General features: G+C 45.2%; 16 protein-coding genes. 6 read left to right on the top strand and 10 right to left on the bottom strand.

Features of this window, described 5'->3' with window-relative positions:
* The first annotated feature begins 71 nt into the window (after positions 1-71).
* Positions 72-2,171: a YjbH domain-containing protein gene (locus NB463_RS06135; protein WP_258432528.1), complete on the top strand. Its 2,100-nt coding sequence runs from the start codon at positions 72-74 to the stop codon at positions 2,169-2,171.
* 152 nt (positions 2,172-2,323) lie between these two features.
* Positions 2,324-3,490, top strand: coding sequence for a nucleotide sugar dehydrogenase (locus tag NB463_RS06140; protein ID WP_258432527.1), 1,167 nt, complete (start codon positions 2,324-2,326; stop codon positions 3,488-3,490).
* Positions 3,491-3,584: 94 nt separating this feature from the next.
* Here NB463_RS06140 and tpiA read toward each other — a convergent pair whose 3' ends face one another.
* Positions 3,585-4,355: a triose-phosphate isomerase gene (gene tpiA / locus NB463_RS06145; protein WP_025501099.1), complete on the bottom strand. Its 771-nt coding sequence runs from the start codon at positions 4,353-4,355 to the stop codon at positions 3,585-3,587.
* A 269-nt stretch (positions 4,356-4,624) separates the two neighbouring features.
* On the opposite strand from tpiA, the gene NB463_RS06150 reads away from it, so the two are divergent.
* The 3 genes from NB463_RS06150 to NB463_RS06160 all read left to right on the top strand — a co-directional run bounded on the left by NB463_RS06150 (position 4,625) and on the right by NB463_RS06160 (position 6,719).
* Positions 4,625-4,972, top strand: coding sequence for a 5-carboxymethyl-2-hydroxymuconate Delta-isomerase (locus NB463_RS06150; RefSeq protein WP_258432526.1), 348 nt, complete (start codon positions 4,625-4,627; stop codon positions 4,970-4,972).
* A 217-nt stretch (positions 4,973-5,189) separates the two neighbouring features.
* Positions 5,190-5,612, top strand: a complete 423-nt coding sequence (locus NB463_RS06155; RefSeq protein WP_258432525.1) for a DUF805 domain-containing protein — start codon at positions 5,190-5,192, stop codon at positions 5,610-5,612.
* Between the two features lie 903 nt (positions 5,613-6,515).
* On the top strand, positions 6,516-6,719 hold the full coding sequence (locus NB463_RS06160; RefSeq protein WP_405054852.1) for a GIY-YIG nuclease family protein: 204 nt from the start codon (positions 6,516-6,518) through the stop codon (positions 6,717-6,719).
* A gap of 56 nt (positions 6,720-6,775) precedes the next feature.
* Here the strand turns inward: NB463_RS06160 and NB463_RS06165 are convergent, their stop codons facing one another.
* The 3 genes from NB463_RS06165 to glpX form a co-directional block, all read right to left on the bottom strand.
* On the bottom strand, positions 6,776-7,126 hold the full coding sequence (locus NB463_RS06165; protein WP_134647685.1) for a DUF3135 domain-containing protein: 351 nt from the start codon (positions 7,124-7,126) through the stop codon (positions 6,776-6,778).
* A 160-nt stretch (positions 7,127-7,286) separates the two neighbouring features.
* The gene (locus NB463_RS06170; RefSeq protein WP_203342939.1) at positions 7,287-7,907 is read right to left on the bottom strand and encodes a helix-turn-helix transcriptional regulator; all 621 of its coding nucleotides are present in this window, start codon (positions 7,905-7,907) and stop codon (positions 7,287-7,289) included.
* Between the two features lie 385 nt (positions 7,908-8,292).
* On the bottom strand, positions 8,293-9,300 hold the full coding sequence (glpX, locus tag NB463_RS06175; RefSeq protein ID WP_145473306.1) for a class II fructose-bisphosphatase: 1,008 nt from the start codon (positions 9,298-9,300) through the stop codon (positions 8,293-8,295).
* Positions 9,301-9,648: 348 nt separating this feature from the next.
* On the opposite strand from glpX, the gene zapB reads away from it, so the two are divergent.
* Positions 9,649-9,891: a cell division protein ZapB gene (gene zapB / locus NB463_RS06180; RefSeq protein ID WP_005379536.1), complete on the top strand. Its 243-nt coding sequence runs from the start codon at positions 9,649-9,651 to the stop codon at positions 9,889-9,891.
* A gap of 135 nt (positions 9,892-10,026) precedes the next feature.
* On the opposite strand, the gene rraA is transcribed toward zapB, so the two are convergent.
* The 6 genes from rraA to cytR form a co-directional block, all read right to left on the bottom strand.
* Positions 10,027-10,533 (bottom strand): ribonuclease E activity regulator RraA, encoded by a 507-nt coding sequence (gene rraA / locus NB463_RS06185; protein WP_005397954.1) that lies wholly within the window; start codon positions 10,531-10,533, stop codon positions 10,027-10,029.
* A 76-nt stretch (positions 10,534-10,609) separates the two neighbouring features.
* A complete protein-coding gene (locus NB463_RS06190) occupies positions 10,610-11,527 on the bottom strand; it encodes a 1,4-dihydroxy-2-naphthoate polyprenyltransferase (protein WP_005397953.1) in 918 nt (305 codons plus the stop codon).
* A gap of 640 nt (positions 11,528-12,167) precedes the next feature.
* Positions 12,168-13,499, bottom strand: a complete 1,332-nt coding sequence (gene hslU, locus NB463_RS06195) for an HslU--HslV peptidase ATPase subunit (protein WP_006742475.1) — start codon at positions 13,497-13,499, stop codon at positions 12,168-12,170.
* A 23-nt stretch (positions 13,500-13,522) separates the two neighbouring features.
* The gene (gene hslV, locus NB463_RS06200) at positions 13,523-14,074 is read right to left on the bottom strand and encodes an ATP-dependent protease subunit HslV (RefSeq protein ID WP_033905999.1); all 552 of its coding nucleotides are present in this window, start codon (positions 14,072-14,074) and stop codon (positions 13,523-13,525) included.
* A gap of 115 nt (positions 14,075-14,189) precedes the next feature.
* Positions 14,190-14,738: a cell division protein FtsN gene (ftsN, locus tag NB463_RS06205; RefSeq protein WP_258432524.1), complete on the bottom strand. Its 549-nt coding sequence runs from the start codon at positions 14,736-14,738 to the stop codon at positions 14,190-14,192.
* 215 nt (positions 14,739-14,953) lie between these two features.
* Positions 14,954-15,982, bottom strand: a complete 1,029-nt coding sequence (gene cytR, locus NB463_RS06210) for a DNA-binding transcriptional regulator CytR (protein WP_254901949.1) — start codon at positions 15,980-15,982, stop codon at positions 14,954-14,956.
* Positions 15,983-16,125 lie beyond the last annotated feature (143 nt).

Consider the following 16,125-nt stretch of genomic DNA (forward strand, 5'->3'; position numbering starts at 1 on the left):
TATTGCAATCTCAAAAAGGCACTTCTGAGTGCCTTTTTCTGTATTCAATACATTAACAGTGGCTAAAACTGATGGCACAGAAAACGATAAAAACAGGGATAGCAGCATTATCGCTGCCGCTACTGGTAAGTACCTCCCTTACCGCTCACGAGTTGGAAACGTTACCTTCCAACCAAAGCTTTACAGGTTTAACTTTTACGCCTAATGCGCAGTCGTTAAACTATGGTGACTTTTCATTTACGTATGCGCAAGGCTTGCCATTTCGAACGGCAGTTCAAGATTTGGATTCTCTTAAGTTTTCGTTTGGCATGCTTGAGGGGTTAGAGGCCCACGGAAGAATTGTCACTGATGATTACACCTCAAACTGTTTTTACGATTGTGGAGACATTCGTGATTTATCGATGTCTTTCAAATATCAGGTTCCTAACTTTTGGGGGGCGGAGAATCTAGACTTTGCTTTGGGTATTCAGGACTTGGGAGGGGCTGGTAACCAGTTCAGTACTAAATATGCGGTCGCGGACTACTCTTTCGACTTTGCTCCAGTTCGAGTGTCGGCAGGTTACGGGCTCTCTGATATCGAGTTGGGTGTGATGGACGGCCCATTCGGTGGTATTGAGTATCAACCATTGAGCTTTTTACAGGTCAGTGGTGAATACGATGCTGTGGAGTTCAACTCATCGGTGAAACTTTTTACCCCACAAGGCACACTGCCTTATGATGTGACAGCTTCGCTAAGTTATCAGCTATATTCAGGCCACAATACAGATGAGCAAAATATCTGGAACGCAGCACTTTCAGTACCGTTAGTCACCGGGTACACGCGTTCTCGCGATTACTCTCGCAATAATGTCACGTTGATGGAAAGGCTGTCTTTGGAGCAGAAGAAAGCCAAAGAGGCTTCTATCTCTGCTTTGGTGAGCACGCTTCGTAATGAAGGTTTTGTGAATATTCAAATCGGTCTGTTGAACCAAACGACGGTAGTTGCGCTAGAAAACCGTCGTTATAACCATAACCAGGTTGACGGTTTAGGTGTTGCGATAGGGATCATCTCTAGCCACCTAGGTCAAAATGCCGTATCAGAAGTGGGCGGTGAGTCGGAGCGCATTGAGCTAATTATGCTCGCAAACCAAAAGCCTGTTGTTAGTGTGCAAGCGAATTCGTCTTGTTATCAAAGTTTTATCAATGGTTCTGCTGCGTGCGAGGATATTAAGTTCACAACACGAGATTTAGCCGAGAAACTTGAGCTGGTTAATTGGAAAACAGAGCGCGTAAATAGCGGTGTACTAGACTCTCAACTTGTTTTTTCACCTATGGTTCGCCATGCCGTTGCGACAGAGTTTGGGGTCTATGACTACTCCTTTGCCATGTCGAGCAACTTATATACGTATCTTTGGCCTGGTGCCGCTGTCGATGTTCGCCATATTCTGCCGTTAGCAGAAAGTGACGATTATGAAAAATGGGGATACTTTGAGGATAGCGCGTACGAGAATGATATCGAGCGCGCAATGTTGCATCAATTCTTCCGTTTGCCTTATGTCGATATCGCGAACCAAGTATCCGTCGGTTTGGCGAAAACAGATTATATTGGCGCGAGAAGTGAATCAACATGGTTCTCTCAGTCCGGTGCGCATGCCTTTAGCTTAGAAATGAGTTATTTCCAGCATGTCGATGAGAAAGATGAAAATGGCTACGAGACTCTCGATCGTCAAACTTCGCTAGCTCGCTATACTTTCTCAATGCCTGAATGGGATTGGCAGTTTAACGCGACAGCGGGTGAGTTTTGGCGGGGTGATGTCGGTGCCAAGCTAACAACCTCTCATTGGTTTGAGGATATTGAGGTTTCCGCCACTTATCAGGTTACTAAGTACAAAGATACTGATGAAGAGCAGTTTGTGGCTGTTTCAGTCAAGCTACCATTAACACCTTGGCGCGATATGTCTCCTGGTTTGTTGCAGGTTAGAGGCAACGAGGCCTATGACTTTAATGTGATGACACGAGTAGGCAATGATGTGAATTACTTAAGTGATGGGCAAGGTGATGAGCTTATCATGGACAACAGCATGCTACGTCGTTACTTCAACCGTGGTCGCTATGGTAGTGATTACTTTGAAGAGAATAAGATTCGCTTACGTAATGCCTACCTGCGTTACCTATCAACTCAGTTAGACTAAACCCATAGAGTAATACGATGTGCAAAAAGCGGCCAATGAGCCGCTTTTTTATTTTCTAATGTATGAAGCTTAGGTTGCACAATATTGTTTCACTATCCAAAAATTAAAACTATTGATATTCTGATATAAGAACTAAAGATTAGGGTATTGGAATGAAAATAGCGGTTGCCGGTACGGGGTATGTCGGGCTCTCTAATGCGATGTTGTTAGCCCAAAACCACCAAGTTGTTGCACTTGATATTATAGAAAAAAAAGTTGAGCTGCTTAACAACAAATGCTCACCTATTGTAGATAAAGAAATTGAAGATTTTCTTTCTAATAGAAAACTAGACTTTACTGCTACCACGGATAAAGCGTTTGCCTACAAAGGGGCCGATTTTGTTGTTATAGCAACGCCAACGGATTATGACCCACAAACCAACTACTTTAATACTGCTTCTGTTGAAGCGGTAATTAAGGACGTGATGACCATTAATCCGAACGCAGTCATGGTGATTAAATCTACGGTACCTGTGGGCTACACTGCACGTATTAAGCAAGAGTTTGGTTGTGAAAACATTATTTTCTCGCCAGAGTTTCTTCGCGAAGGCAAAGCACTTTATGATAACTTGTATCCTTCTCGTATTATTGTTGGTGAGCGCAGTGCGCGTGCTGAGACATTCGCCAACCTTCTCGTTGAAGGAGCGATAAAAGAAGATATCCCAGTCCTGTTTACTGACTCTACAGAAGCAGAAGCGGTTAAGTTATTCTCAAATACTTACCTTGCGATGCGCGTAGCTTATTTCAATGAGCTAGACTCTTACGCTGAGGCACATAATCTTGATTCTCGCCAAATTATAGAAGGTGTTGGCTTGGACCCGCGTATAGGTAACCACTACAACAACCCTTCGTTTGGATATGGCGGTTATTGTCTGCCAAAAGATACCAAGCAACTTCGTGCAAACTATCAAGATGTCCCAAACAGTATTATTGGGGCCATAGTGGAAGCCAATCGAACTCGTAAAGACTTTATTGCTGAGTCTATTCTCAAACGAGAACCTAAAGTTGTTGGGATCTACCGTTTGATAATGAAAGCCGGCTCGGATAATTTCCGAGCTTCTTCAATCCAAGGCATCATGAAGCGCATTAAGGCAAAAGGTATTGAAGTCGTGGTGTATGAGCCAGTACTTCAGGAGGATGAATTCTTTAACTCACGTGTAATCAACGATCTGAATGAGTTTAAACAAAGTGCAGATGTGATTGTTTCTAACCGTATGGTTGAAGAACTTGCTGATGTTGCTGATAAGGTTTACACGCGAGACCTATTTGGTAGTGATTAGACTTTAGTTACGATGATCGTGTGTCAGCTAATACACAAACAAAAAGGGATGCGTGATGCATCCCTTTGTTATTTCTGCTTAATAAAAAGCGAAATTAAGCTTTAGCTGCTGCCGCTGCTTTAGCGATTGCTGCGAAGCTTTTCGCGTCTAGAGAAGCGCCGCCAACTAGAGCACCGTCGATGTCTGGTTGCGAGAAGTAAGCTTCAGCGTTTTCTGGCTTAACAGAACCACCGTATTGGATGATTACTTGTGCTGCAACTGCTTCGTCTTTCGCAGCGATAAGTGCGCGGATAGAAGCGTGGATGCGTTGTGCATCTTCAGCGGTTGCTGCTTTACCAGTACCGATAGCCCAGATTGGTTCGTAAGCGATGATTGCGCCGTTTAGAGCTTCAACACCGTAAGTGTCGATAACTGCGTTGATTTGGCGTGCACATACAGCTTCAGTTTCGCCAGCTTCGTTTTGCGCTTCAGATTCACCGATACAGAAAACAGGAGTTAGGCCGTTTTCTTTTAGGAAGTTGAATTTCTTCGCGATGAACTCGTCAGATTCGTTGTGGTATTCACGACGCTCTGAGTGACCGATGATGATGTGAGTAGCACCGAAATCTTTCAGCATTTCTGGAGACATATCGCCAGTGAACGCACCGCTGTTGTTTAGGTCAGTGTTTTGAGCTCCTAGGATGATCTTGTTACCGCCTTCAGCGATTACTCGCTCTGCTAGGTCGATGTAAAGTGCTGGTGGAGCGACTGCGACGTCAACACCTTCAACGCCTTCAAGCTCAGCGTTAAGACCAGTTAGCAGCTCAGTTACCATTGCTTTGCTGCCGTTTAGTTTCCAGTTACCCATCACTACAGGACGACGCATAGGAATATCTCCCTTATCTTTAATGTAAATAGTCAATTAATGTAAAAAATCTACGTAGGAATATAACAGAATAATGTGAACAGATCATGATTGGCGTCATGTCTTGTCCGGCTTTCTTTACTGATTCGACCAAGCATCGATCCTGTTATTTTTGTCAAAAGCAATCGATTGGTGATCACGTAGACAGAATGATAGTTCATTCCTCGGAAATTGCTGCTGAGATTGGTATTACTACGCGCTGGAATTAATTGTTGTAGAAAGGAATCAAAATGCCAAATCTCGTTTTAGAGTATTCAAACTCGGTGGAAGAACGTGTCAATGTTCAGGGGTTGCTGGAGGACTTACATCAAACGGCGTTAGAGAGTGGCCTTTTTGAACTCGCGTCAGTGAAGTCTAGAACGCTCAGGTGCCACAATTGGTTAATTGGGGAAGAGGGCGATAGCCTCGACTTTATCCATATCAACTTTGATTTGTTATCTGGCCGTTCCCAAGAGCAGAAGAGAGAACTGTCACGAGCCTTGATGGCGACTCTTCAAGAGCAAGCCAGTCACGTGCACAGCTTAACGGTCAACATCCGAGACATGGACGTAGACAGCTTCCAGAAGGTAGTGAATTAGGTTGAACCGAGTTTCTTGAGAGTAGCGGGCAGGGTTAAGCATCGTGAGATGCAAGGGAGCTGAAAGCTAATAGACCTTATCGAGCGTTTATCGTTGCTTGAGCTTAGTCTCGCTCTGCTTGTTATAACGGCGTTGTTGGCGCTTACACTGCAGGTGTACTTTCCAAACCATATCGACTCGGCTAATCTATAACCTTTCTATTTTGGGGTGAAATTTGATGTCGACTAAAGAGTTACTGTTTTCTTTTCAAGGACGTATAAACCGTAAAACCTACTGGATTTGGAACGTCATTTATTATGTCTCTATTCTAGGTTTTGGTGCTGGAATCAGTAAGCTATTTCCTACTTTCTCCTATTTACTTCTCCCCATTTTCTTGGTGATTTTGTTAATCCCTGATTTGGCGATCACCACCAAGCGTTGGCATGACCGCAACAAATCAATCTATTGGCTAGCACTGAATATTCCGCTGATTATCGGACGAATCGCTACGCCAATGACTAGCCCTGTTGCACAAGAGCCGTCGACACCGCAAATGTTCGTTGCATCCATTTCTCTGATTTGTGGTTTATGGATTCTAGTTGAATGTGGCTTCTTAAAAGGAACATCAGGACCAAACCAATATGGCCCTGAGCCGGAGTAATCGCTTTAAGTAACGTGCTCGCTGAAAGTAGATTCTTAGTCTCGCTGAGGCTCGCTAGAATGACGAACTCCTTTGATCTAGAGCTTGCTATAGTGACGGTCATTCTGAACAACGAGGTACGAGCGTGATTCAGAACCTATCGTCCGCTTGAGCAGTAGCTAAGGTGAGTGGGAAAGAATAGGAGTTTGCTGTTACTTGATTCTTAGTCTCGCTGGAGCTCGCTAGAATGACGAACTCCTTTGATCTAGAGCTTGCTATAGTGACGGTCATTCTGAACAACGAGGTACGAGCGTGATTCAGAATCTATCGTCCGCTTGAGCAGTAGCTAAGGTGAGTGGGAAAGAATAGGAGTTTGCTGTTACTTGATTCTTAGCCTCGCTGGAGCTAGCTAGAATGACGAGCTTTTTTGATCTAGAGCTTGCTATTGTACCCGTCATTCTGAACAACGAGGTACGAGCGTGATTCAGAATCTATCGTCCGCTTGAGCAGTGGCTAAGGTGAGAGGGAAAGAATAGGAGTTTGCTGTTACTTGATTCTTAGTCTCGCTGTAGCTCGCTAGAATGACGGACTCTTTTGATTTAGAGGCTGTTAAACCCACCGTCATCCTGAACAACGAGGTAAGAGTGTGATTAAGAATTTACCGTCCGGTTGAGCAGTGGCTAAGGTGAGAGAGCAAAAGAATAGGAGCTTGTTGTTACGCGATTCGTAGTCTCGCTAAGGCTCGCTAGAATGACGACTTTCTCTTATTAAATAGAACCGTCATTCTGAACAGCGAGGGACGAGTGTGATTCAGAATCTACGCACAGAGCGCTCCGAGTTTGAACTGAGCGATTGAATTACAATGGAAAAGTAACAGCGAATCATGAAGGAGAATGAATCATCGATAGGACACCTTGCGTTTATATCCTAACGTCAAACAACAACGCCGTTCTTTACATTGGTGTTACCAGTCAGCTGCCTCAAAGAATATGGCAGCATAAAAACGGAGTAGTTGAGGGATTTACCAAGAAATACAACGTTCATAAGCTCGTTTACTTTGAGTTATTCGAAGATATGGCAACTGCCATAACCCGAGAGAAGCAGCTCAAGCCGTGGAAGCGTAAATAGAAGTTAGACTTGGTAAGAGAAACGAATCCTAACTTTCTCGAGCTGTCTGCTGAGTATCAGTAAAACTCATCCCTATCTTTAAACGCATTTAAGCTAACCACATCCGCTTTTTGAGTCGGTGTCGTTTCCCCTTGTAGCGCCGCTCTGAACTTCACGACCTGTTTTTGTAATTCGTTCATCAATACCACATTGGTGTGATGAGGGTTTTTACACGTGCTGATGACCCTATCGATGTGGCTTTGCTGAGCCCACAGTCTTTCTTGCATATTTTCTGATGCGCTTTCGATCATCTCTTTTGCCATTTCATGACGAAATTGCTCAAAAGCTTCTGGATCTCGCTCTGCCATTCGAACCATTTCATCGAATGGCGGAAGCGTTTGAGAAGAGTAGTGACGTAGAGTAGACATCGATGCTCTCCAAATCCTTATGGAAATTGCCTTTAGTTACTAAAAGCCTATACCACTAGAAAGAGGTGAGAGGATGAATTCTTCAGCCGTCTCACTTATAAGAGAAGCTTTCAAGCTTGAGATTGAATAAGTGCGACATGTCGATGTTGGGTTGTGGTGGTTACTGCAGTTGTTGGATGCGGTAAACGCAGCGTCGTTGGCCGCTAATGATGTGTTCGGTACGCTCTACTTTGGTGTCACGTCCAAGTAAAGACTGAAAGACACTTAATTCTGATTGGCACAAGCTTGGGCAGCGAGTTGCGGCTTTACAAATCGGGCAGTGATTTTCGATCAAGATAAATCCGTTCTCATCTTGCTCAAGCTCTGCCATATAGCCTTCTTGCTCTCTTAATGTGACGAGTGTTTCTAGTTTGCTTTGCAGAGAGTCGCATTGCTCAAGATGCTGCCGATAACTTTGTAATGTGAGTTTTTCCCTTTCTGATGTGACTTTTTCCAGTCCATCTTTGCCAAAGATATGTTCGACAGCTTCTATAAATTGAATGGTCAACTCACCGTGACGATCAGCAAATTGCTCATGACCTTTTTGAGTGAGAGACCAATGGCGAGCGGGGCGACCCACTTTGACTTTGACGTCATGAATAGACAGGATGCCATCATCTTCTAAACTCTGCAGGTGCTGACGAGCCCCCATGGTTGTCATACCTAGCTCAGAAGAGAGTTGTTTTGCAGTGACGGAACCATCACGCTTAACGATTTGCAATATCCTATCTACGGTCTTCATATACCCACCATTTATACGTCAGTACATATTATGCGCGATAGGGTTAGTAAAGAAAAGTGTTGACTTAATTTGAGTGTGGATTTGTAAGGGCTATGTTCATATGAGCCAATATACGTCGTCATTCTGAACAGCGAGGAACGAGGTGATTCAGAATCTATCGTCCGATTGTGCAGCGGTTAAGGCGAGCAGGAAAGAATAGGAGCTTGTTGCTACTAGATTCTTAGTCTCGCTGGAGCTCGCTAGAATGACGAGCTCTTTTTATTTAGAGCTTATTAAAGTCACCGTCATTCTGAACAACGAGAAACGAGTGTGATTCAGAATCTATTGCTTGGTTGTGCGGAAAGAAAGGCTCACACTCAGATTGAGCGAGAGCCTCACACAATGCTTAAAGAATAATATCACGCACTTCTGGATCTTTACGATCTAGGTAGTGAGTCGACTTAATGCGACGAATAGTACGGCATCGACCACGCACGAGAAGCGTTTCTGTGGTTGCGATATTGCCTTGGCGAGAGATGCCTTCTAGTAAGTCACCTTTAGTGATGCCTGTTGCTGAGAATACCACGTTGTCGCTGCGTGCCATGTCTTCCATTTTGAGGACAACATTCGCTTTTACGCCCATTTCATCGCAGCGTTTTAGTTCGTCTGCGCCGTAAATGCGGTTTTCTTCAGTATCGCCTTTTACTTCGTGACGCGGAAGTAAACGACCGTGCATGTCACCGTCTAGCGCTCGAATCACCGCGGCTGAGACGACCCCTTCTGGCGCGCCGCCAATACAGTACATCATGTCCACTTCACTGTCTGGCATACAAGTCAGAATAGAGGCAGCCACGTCACCATCAGGCACCGCAAAGACACGTACGCCCATTGCTTGCATTTCTGCAATAACGTCATCGTGGCGAGGTTTCGCAAGGGTAATAACGACTAAGGTATCAAGTGGTTTGTTCAGGGCTTTTGCTACGTTCTCTAGGTTCTCTTTTAACGGCTTTTCTAAGTCAATCACGCCTTTTGCACCAGGGCCAGCAACCAGTTTTTCCATGTACATATCTGGCGCTTTAAGAAAGCTGCCTTTCTCACCTGCGGCAAGTACGGCTAGTGCGTTTGATTGTCCCATTGCCGTCATACGCGTCCCTTCAATCGGGTCGACTGCAATATCTACTTCATCACCACCAATACCCACTTGCTCACCAATGTATAGCATTGGCGCATCATCGATTTCACCCTCACCAATGACAATTTCACCACTGATATCTGTTTTGTTCAGTAGGGTGCGCATAACTTCAACAGCTGCGCCATCGGCTGCATTTTTATCGCCACGGCCAAGCCATTTGTAACCAGCCAAAGCTGCACCTTCAGTCACACGGGAAAATGCCATTGCTAAATCGCGTTTCATGATGTCTCCAAGTAAGCAAGAGGGAAGAAGAATTTGCGCGGCGATTCTATCACAACGTAGGGTAAACGTTTGCCTTTTTGCGGAGCTTTTACTTTATCTAACTTGAATTTGATCAATACTTAGGGCGATTTTCAGCGTGGCGGGAGGCAAAATCCTTGCTCAAAAATGCTTCGGCGATAAGAAAAGTCAGCGTTTAGTGAGATTGCGCCGATTTTTTGACCGAATGATGCGAAATATCGAATATAGTGAGTGTTTCTCATCGCGACGCTGAGTAGAATGAACCTTATATAGGTTAGGTGTGCATCAATCTCGCACATCGTCCCAACGGAATAACATAGGTAGGCCAAGATGTCTTTTGAAGTACTAGAACAACTAGAATCTAAAATTCAAACTGCAGTTGACACAATCACTCTTCTTCAGATGGAAGTCGAAGAGCTGAAAGAAGATAAAGCAAAACTTGCGGAAGAAGCGAACGAGCTTCGCTCTCAACGAGAAGAGCTAGAGCAAAAAGCACAACAAGCACAGCAAGAGCACGCACAATGGCAAGAGCGCATTCGTGCACTACTTGGCAAAATGGACGAAGTGGAATAATCCGGCTTCTTCATTCCAAATTAAAAACACCCGCGTTAAGCGGGTGTTTGTGTTTTGGGCAAGTTGAAAATCGTTAGGACAAGCTCGATGCTGATAGCCAAGACAAGGTCCTATAACTTAGGTACCTAAGACCTGTTATTCTTCTTCATCCAACTCTAAATCAATATTCAATGGCTCAGGCGACAGGATGATCCCAGTGCTATCAGCATAAATATAATCTTCAGGTAAGAAGCTGACGCCGCCAAAGTTGACTGGTACATCTAATTCGCCGATACCCTGGCTGGTCGCTCCAACAGGAATAGAAGCGAGGGCTTGAATGCCTAAGTTCATATCTTCAAGTTCATCTACTTCACGAACACAGCCGTAAACGACAATGCCTTCCCACTCGTTTTCTTCCGCAATAGTTGCGATTTCTGCATCGATAAGGGCTTTACGTAGGGAACCGCCACCGTCAATTAACAAAACGCGACCAAGTCCATCTTGCTCTAATGTCTCGCGGATCAACGAATTATCTTCAAAACACTTGATGGTGGTGATTTGCCCGGCAAATGAAGCGCGACCGCCAAAATTACTGAACATTGGTTCAACCACATCTACCTGATCGAGGTAGATATCACAGAGTGCTGAGGTATTGTATTCCATAGCGTACCTTTCTAAACAGAAATTGGTTGTCTTTGAGTATATCTAGGCATTAAGTCAATGCAATGACAATCCTTTTTTAACTTACTAGAGTTTGAGCTACCACAATTGTTGCAAACAAAACGTTGGTGACTAAAGAACATTTCACGATGACTGGCATCATTGGTGCTATCTGAGCGGGCTTTTGTGTATGCCAAACCGCTTTACCATGATCGGCCACGAAATAAATACTAAGTAAAAATGGCAAGCTAATCCAAACGGGTTTGTCTTGAATTAACAAGTAAGCCGCAAAGGCAAGAATAGCGCCGCCAAGTAAAACAAAGTGGTACTGCTTGGCTTTGCGTTGACCCAAACGCACTGCGACCGTGCGTTTACCACACTCTCGGTCGTTCTCGATATCACGCATATTGTTGATGTTGAGTACTGCAACGGCGAGTAAACCGCAGCCTAGAGCAGGTAAGAATAGCGTGGTATCTACGTGACCAGTATGCAAGAAATAGGTACCGGATACGCCGAGTAAACCAAAAAACAAGAAAACTGAAATATCGCCAAGCCCCACGTAACCGTATGGTTTGCTACCCATGGTGTAAGCAATCGCCGCGAGGATGGCTAAAATTCCCAGCCCGATAAACGTCACAATGCTTTCCAGTGAGCTTAGTGAATAGAAAACTAACACTAAGCCAGAAATAGCGGTCAGAACGATGTTAAAGATAATTGCCTGTTTCATCTGTTTCGCACTTACTGCGCCAGACTGCATCGCTCGTAATGGGCCAAGGCGTTTGTCGTTATCTGTACCTTGAACGGCATCACCATAGTCGTTCGCCAGGTTGGATAGAATTTGCAGCAACGTCGCGGTTACGAAAGCCATGATGGCAATTGTCAGTGAAAAATGACCCGCCGAGTAGGCGAGTACGCTACCCGTTAAGATAGAGACTAACGCCAGAGGTAGTGTTTTTGGGCGAGCGGCTTCAAGCCAGATCTGTAAAGATTGTTTCATGGAAATTTCGTGCTAGTAACCAATGTGCCCAGTATAAGCACAAAGAGGCAGATACGCTATTGACCTAAAACAACTCAACTAAAAGTCAAAGGGTGAAGGAGAAGGAAAGCAGTTTCGATATTTGAGGCGATAAAATAGCACTCTTTTTGGAAAGTGAAGGTGCGGAGAACGCTGCTATTAGATTCTTAGTCTCGCTGGAGCTCGCTAGAATGACGAGATCTTTTGATTTAGCTGTTGTCAAAGTAACCGCCATTCTGAACAACGAGGAACGAGTGTGATTCAGAATCAATCGTCCGATTGTGCGGTGGTTAAGGTGAGCTGGAAAGAATAGGGTGTGCTGCTACTAGATTCTTAGTCTCGCTTGAGCTCGCTAGAATGACGAGTTCTTTCGATTTAGAGTTTATTAAAGTCACCGTCATTCTGAACAGCGAGGAACGAGTGTGAGTCAGAATCTATCGTCCGGTTGTGCAGTGGTGAAGGTGAGTTGGAAAGAATAGGCGTCTGCTGTTAGCAGATTCTTAGTCTCGCTTGAGCTCGCTAGAATGGCCAGACCTATTGATTTAGGTGTTGTCACAGTAATCGTCATTCTAAACAAAAAGCCCAGAAACAAGGTTCTGGGCTTTGGTGGGATAGATTGCGCTTAAAGAATAAAGCGGCTTAGATCTTCATCTTCAATCGTGTCGCCTAGGCGCTCTTTCACATAAGCGGCATCGATAACAAACTTCGCGCCAGATTGCTCCGCTGCGTCGTAAGAGATTTCATCCATTAAGCGTTCCATAACGGTGTGTAAGCGACGAGCACCGATGTTTTCTGTGCTTTCGTTGACCGTCCATGCCGCTTCCGCGATTTGCGTGATGCCATCTTCTGTGAACTCGATGTCCACATCTTCCGTTTTCATCAACGCAACGTACTGCTCTGTTAGAGAGGCTTTTGGCTCTGTCAGAATGCGTTTGAAGTCGTTGCTGCTTAGTGCTTCTAGCTCAACGCGAATTGGTAGACGACCTTGCAATTCTGGGATCAAGTCAGATGGTTTTGCCACTTGGAATGCACCAGATGCAACAAACAGAATGTGGTCTGTTTTTACCATGCCGTGCTTGGTTGATACCGTGCTGCCTTCAATCAATGGAAGCAGGTCGCGCTGAACACCTTCGCGTGAAACGTCTGGGCCTGAGCTCTCACCGCGTTTACAGATCTTGTCGATCTCATCGATAAATACGATGCCGTTGTTTTCAACGTTGAAAATCGCTGCTTCTTTTAGCTCTTCTTGGTTAACCAGTTTCGCCGCTTCTTCTTCCGCTAACGCTTTCATTGCGTCTTTGATTTTCAGCTTTCGCTTTTTCTTAGTATCGCCAGCTAGGTTTTGGAACATGCCTTGCAGCTGGTTGGTCATCTCTTCCATACCTGGGGGCGCCATGATCTCTACGCCCATTTGTGGTGCCGCTACGTCGATTTCAATTTCTTTATCGTCTAGTTGGCCTTCACGCAATTTTTTACGGAAAATCTGGCGAGTGTGAGAAGACTCTTCCGTTTGCTCTGCTTGACCCCAGCTATCACGTGCTGGTGGCAGTAGCGCATCAAGAATGCGTTCTTCCGCTTGCTCTTCAGCGCGGAATTTTACTTTTTCCATCGCTTGTTGATGCGTCATTTTTACCGCGACATCAGTCAGGTCACGGATGATGGTTTCAACTTCTTTACCAACGTAACCCACTTCTGTGAATTTTGTTGCTTCAACTTTGATGAATGGTGCATTTGCCAGTTTTGCTAGGCGGCGTGCGATTTCAGTCTTACCAACACCAGTAGGACCAATCATCAAAATGTTTTTTGGCGTCACTTCGGCACGCAAGCTTTCTTCAAGCTGCATACGGCGCCAGCGGTTACGAAGTGCAATCGCAACCGAACGCTTGGCTTTTTCTTGACCGATAATGTGGCGGTTCAATTCATGAACGATTTCGCGAGGCGTCATTTCAGACATATTCTTTCCTTACTTCGTTACGATTACGCGGTTGGTTTTTCAGGCTCTATTGTTGAGTCTAGCTCTTCTACCGTGTGGTGATGGTTAGTGAAGACACAAATATCACCCGCGATATTGAGGGCTTTTTCCGCGATCTCACGAGCATCTAGATCTGTGTTTTCTAGTAGGGCGGTTGCTGCAGCTTGTGCGTAAGCACCACCAGAGCCAATCGCAATCAGGTCGTGTTCTGGCTGTACGACATCACCATTACCGGTAATGATTAACGATGCGGTTTCGTCGGCAACGGCAAGCAAGGCTTCGAGCTTGCGCAGAGCACGATCGCTACGCCAGTCTTTGGCTAGCTCAACCGCAGCCTTAGTTAGGTGGCCTTGGTGCATTTGCAGCTTGCTTTCGAAGCGCTCAAAAAGGGTGAAGGCATCCGCAGTACCGCCGGCAAAGCCCGCTAGTACTTGGTTGTTGTATAGGCGGCGAACTTTGCGCGCATTACCTTTCATTACAGTATTGCCTAGAGATACTTGGCCATCACCCGCGATGACGACTTTATTATTTCGACGTACAGATACAATGGTAGTCACAGTCGACCTCTTGATTATTTCTCTTTGGATTTAATTCAGTATATGGGGGAGGGGAAATGGGGATTCAAGGGGGCAAAAAGAAAGGCCCTAGGATCTTAGCTCCTAGGGCCTGAGTTTAAAGATTTTCTTTCCAAATCGCACATGGCTCGATTTTCGCGCGTTGCAGTTTATGACGGTCACGTTCTGCATCACGTTTGAACTTATACGGACCTAGCACCACGCGATACCATGAACTGCCTTCTTTCTTACGAATCTTGCTCGACATCCCTTGGAACGCGATTGCAATCTTGCGCTCTTCTGCTTGCGTCTGGGTTTTATAAGCGCCACATTGCATAATGTAAGGAATCTTAGAAACTTCAATTTCTTTGGCCACAACTTCAACTTCACGTTTCGGTAGTGACTCGACATATTCCCACTTTTCTTCTGGTGGTGGCGGCAAATCTTTTTTCGGCTTTGGTTTGCTCACAGTGGTTGTTGGCTGTTTCACGACAGGTGGTTTTGGTTCTGGGTCGCTACTCAAAAGGTAAAGGCCATAGCCAAAACCGCCCACAAGCAAGATAGCGAGCAGGCCACTACGCCAAGGTTTTTTTCTTCTCGGCGGTTGTTTTTTTGTCGACTTTTTTGGGGCACCTCGCCCCCGTCTTACATAATCTCTATTTGCCACGGTTATTTCTGGTCATCAAGGATTCTTGCAAATATGTTAATCCAGAACGAGTTGAGAAAACACCCTATTGATAGAATCTTGATAGCTAAAGCGCGACAACGTCGGAGTGTGTTTCCGTTCGAGCTTATATTTGTGCGGGATAAACAAAAAGCAGATGGGGTAAATAAAAAGCGGCGCCTTAGCACCGCTTTGGGTATGGATACTTAATTTTTAGGTTAAGGGCGTTGTGGTGGCGCTGCACTTCCGCGAATGACGAGGTTAGTTTCAAGTAGGCGCGAGCCTGAATGCACGTCGTGTCCTTTTAACATCTCAAGCATCATTAGCATCGCTTGTCGACCAATCTCATAGCGAGGCTGAGAGATAGTGGTCAACGGTGGATCGCAGTACTGAGCGAAGTTAATGTCATCAAAGCCCACAACAGAGAGATCTTGCGGTACTCGTAAGCCAAGCTTTTTCGCTTCTTGAATTGCGCCGATGGCCATTGTGTCACAGTGACAGAAAATAGCCGTTGGTGGCTCAGGCAATTCGAGCAGTTTACGAACGGCTTTTGCTCCGCCATCAAAAGAGAACTCAGTAATGACACTATATTGAGGATCTTTATTGATGCCTGCACGGCGCAAGGCTTGTTGATAACCTTGCTGGCGGAACTGACACAATATTGCCGTATCTGGCCCCGAGATTTGCGCGATGCGTTTATGACCTAGTTGGGTTAGGTAATTCACCGCTTCAAATGCTGAGGTCAGGTTGTCAATATGTACTGTCGGAAGTTCTAACTCTGGCGCAAACTCACACGCCATTACCATCGGAGGTAAGTTCTTTTGTTCTGGCTTACTGACATCGAACGGTAGATCTGTGCCAAGCAGTAGCATTCCATCCGCCTGCTTAGTAAATACGAGGTTAACGAAAGAACTTTCGCGTTTCTTCTGTTGTCCGCTATCGCCCAGCAGGACTAGATAGCCATGTTCCATGGCAGCATCTTCAATGCCGCGAATAATTTCAGAAAAATAAGGATCACAGATGTCGGGAACGATAGTGACAATGGTTTTTGATTCGTTTCTACGTAAGTTACGCGCTAATGAGTTTGGAGAATAACCCGCTTCAAGTACGGCATCTTCTACTCTTTTTCTCGTTGAAGAAGAGACCTTCTCTGGGTTCATTAATGCTCGAGATACCGTAGCCGTAGACACTCCCGCAAGCTGGGCAACATCCTTCATTGTCGCCATAGTTTTTAACCTCTCGTTTATTTTTTGCCAAGATGACGTTATTCCGGTTTGAAATCATAGTAATCACGCTGAGTTAGAGCAGCGTTTGCTCTTCGCTCAGTTCGTGTTAACAAGTGGAAAAATGGATTCTTCACTGCGACATCAATTTGTGGGAATAGTCATTG

The organism is Vibrio sp. RM-41-2B (assembly GCF_024744415.1).
Taxonomy (GTDB): domain Bacteria; phylum Pseudomonadota; class Gammaproteobacteria; order Enterobacterales; family Vibrionaceae; genus Vibrio; species Vibrio diabolicus.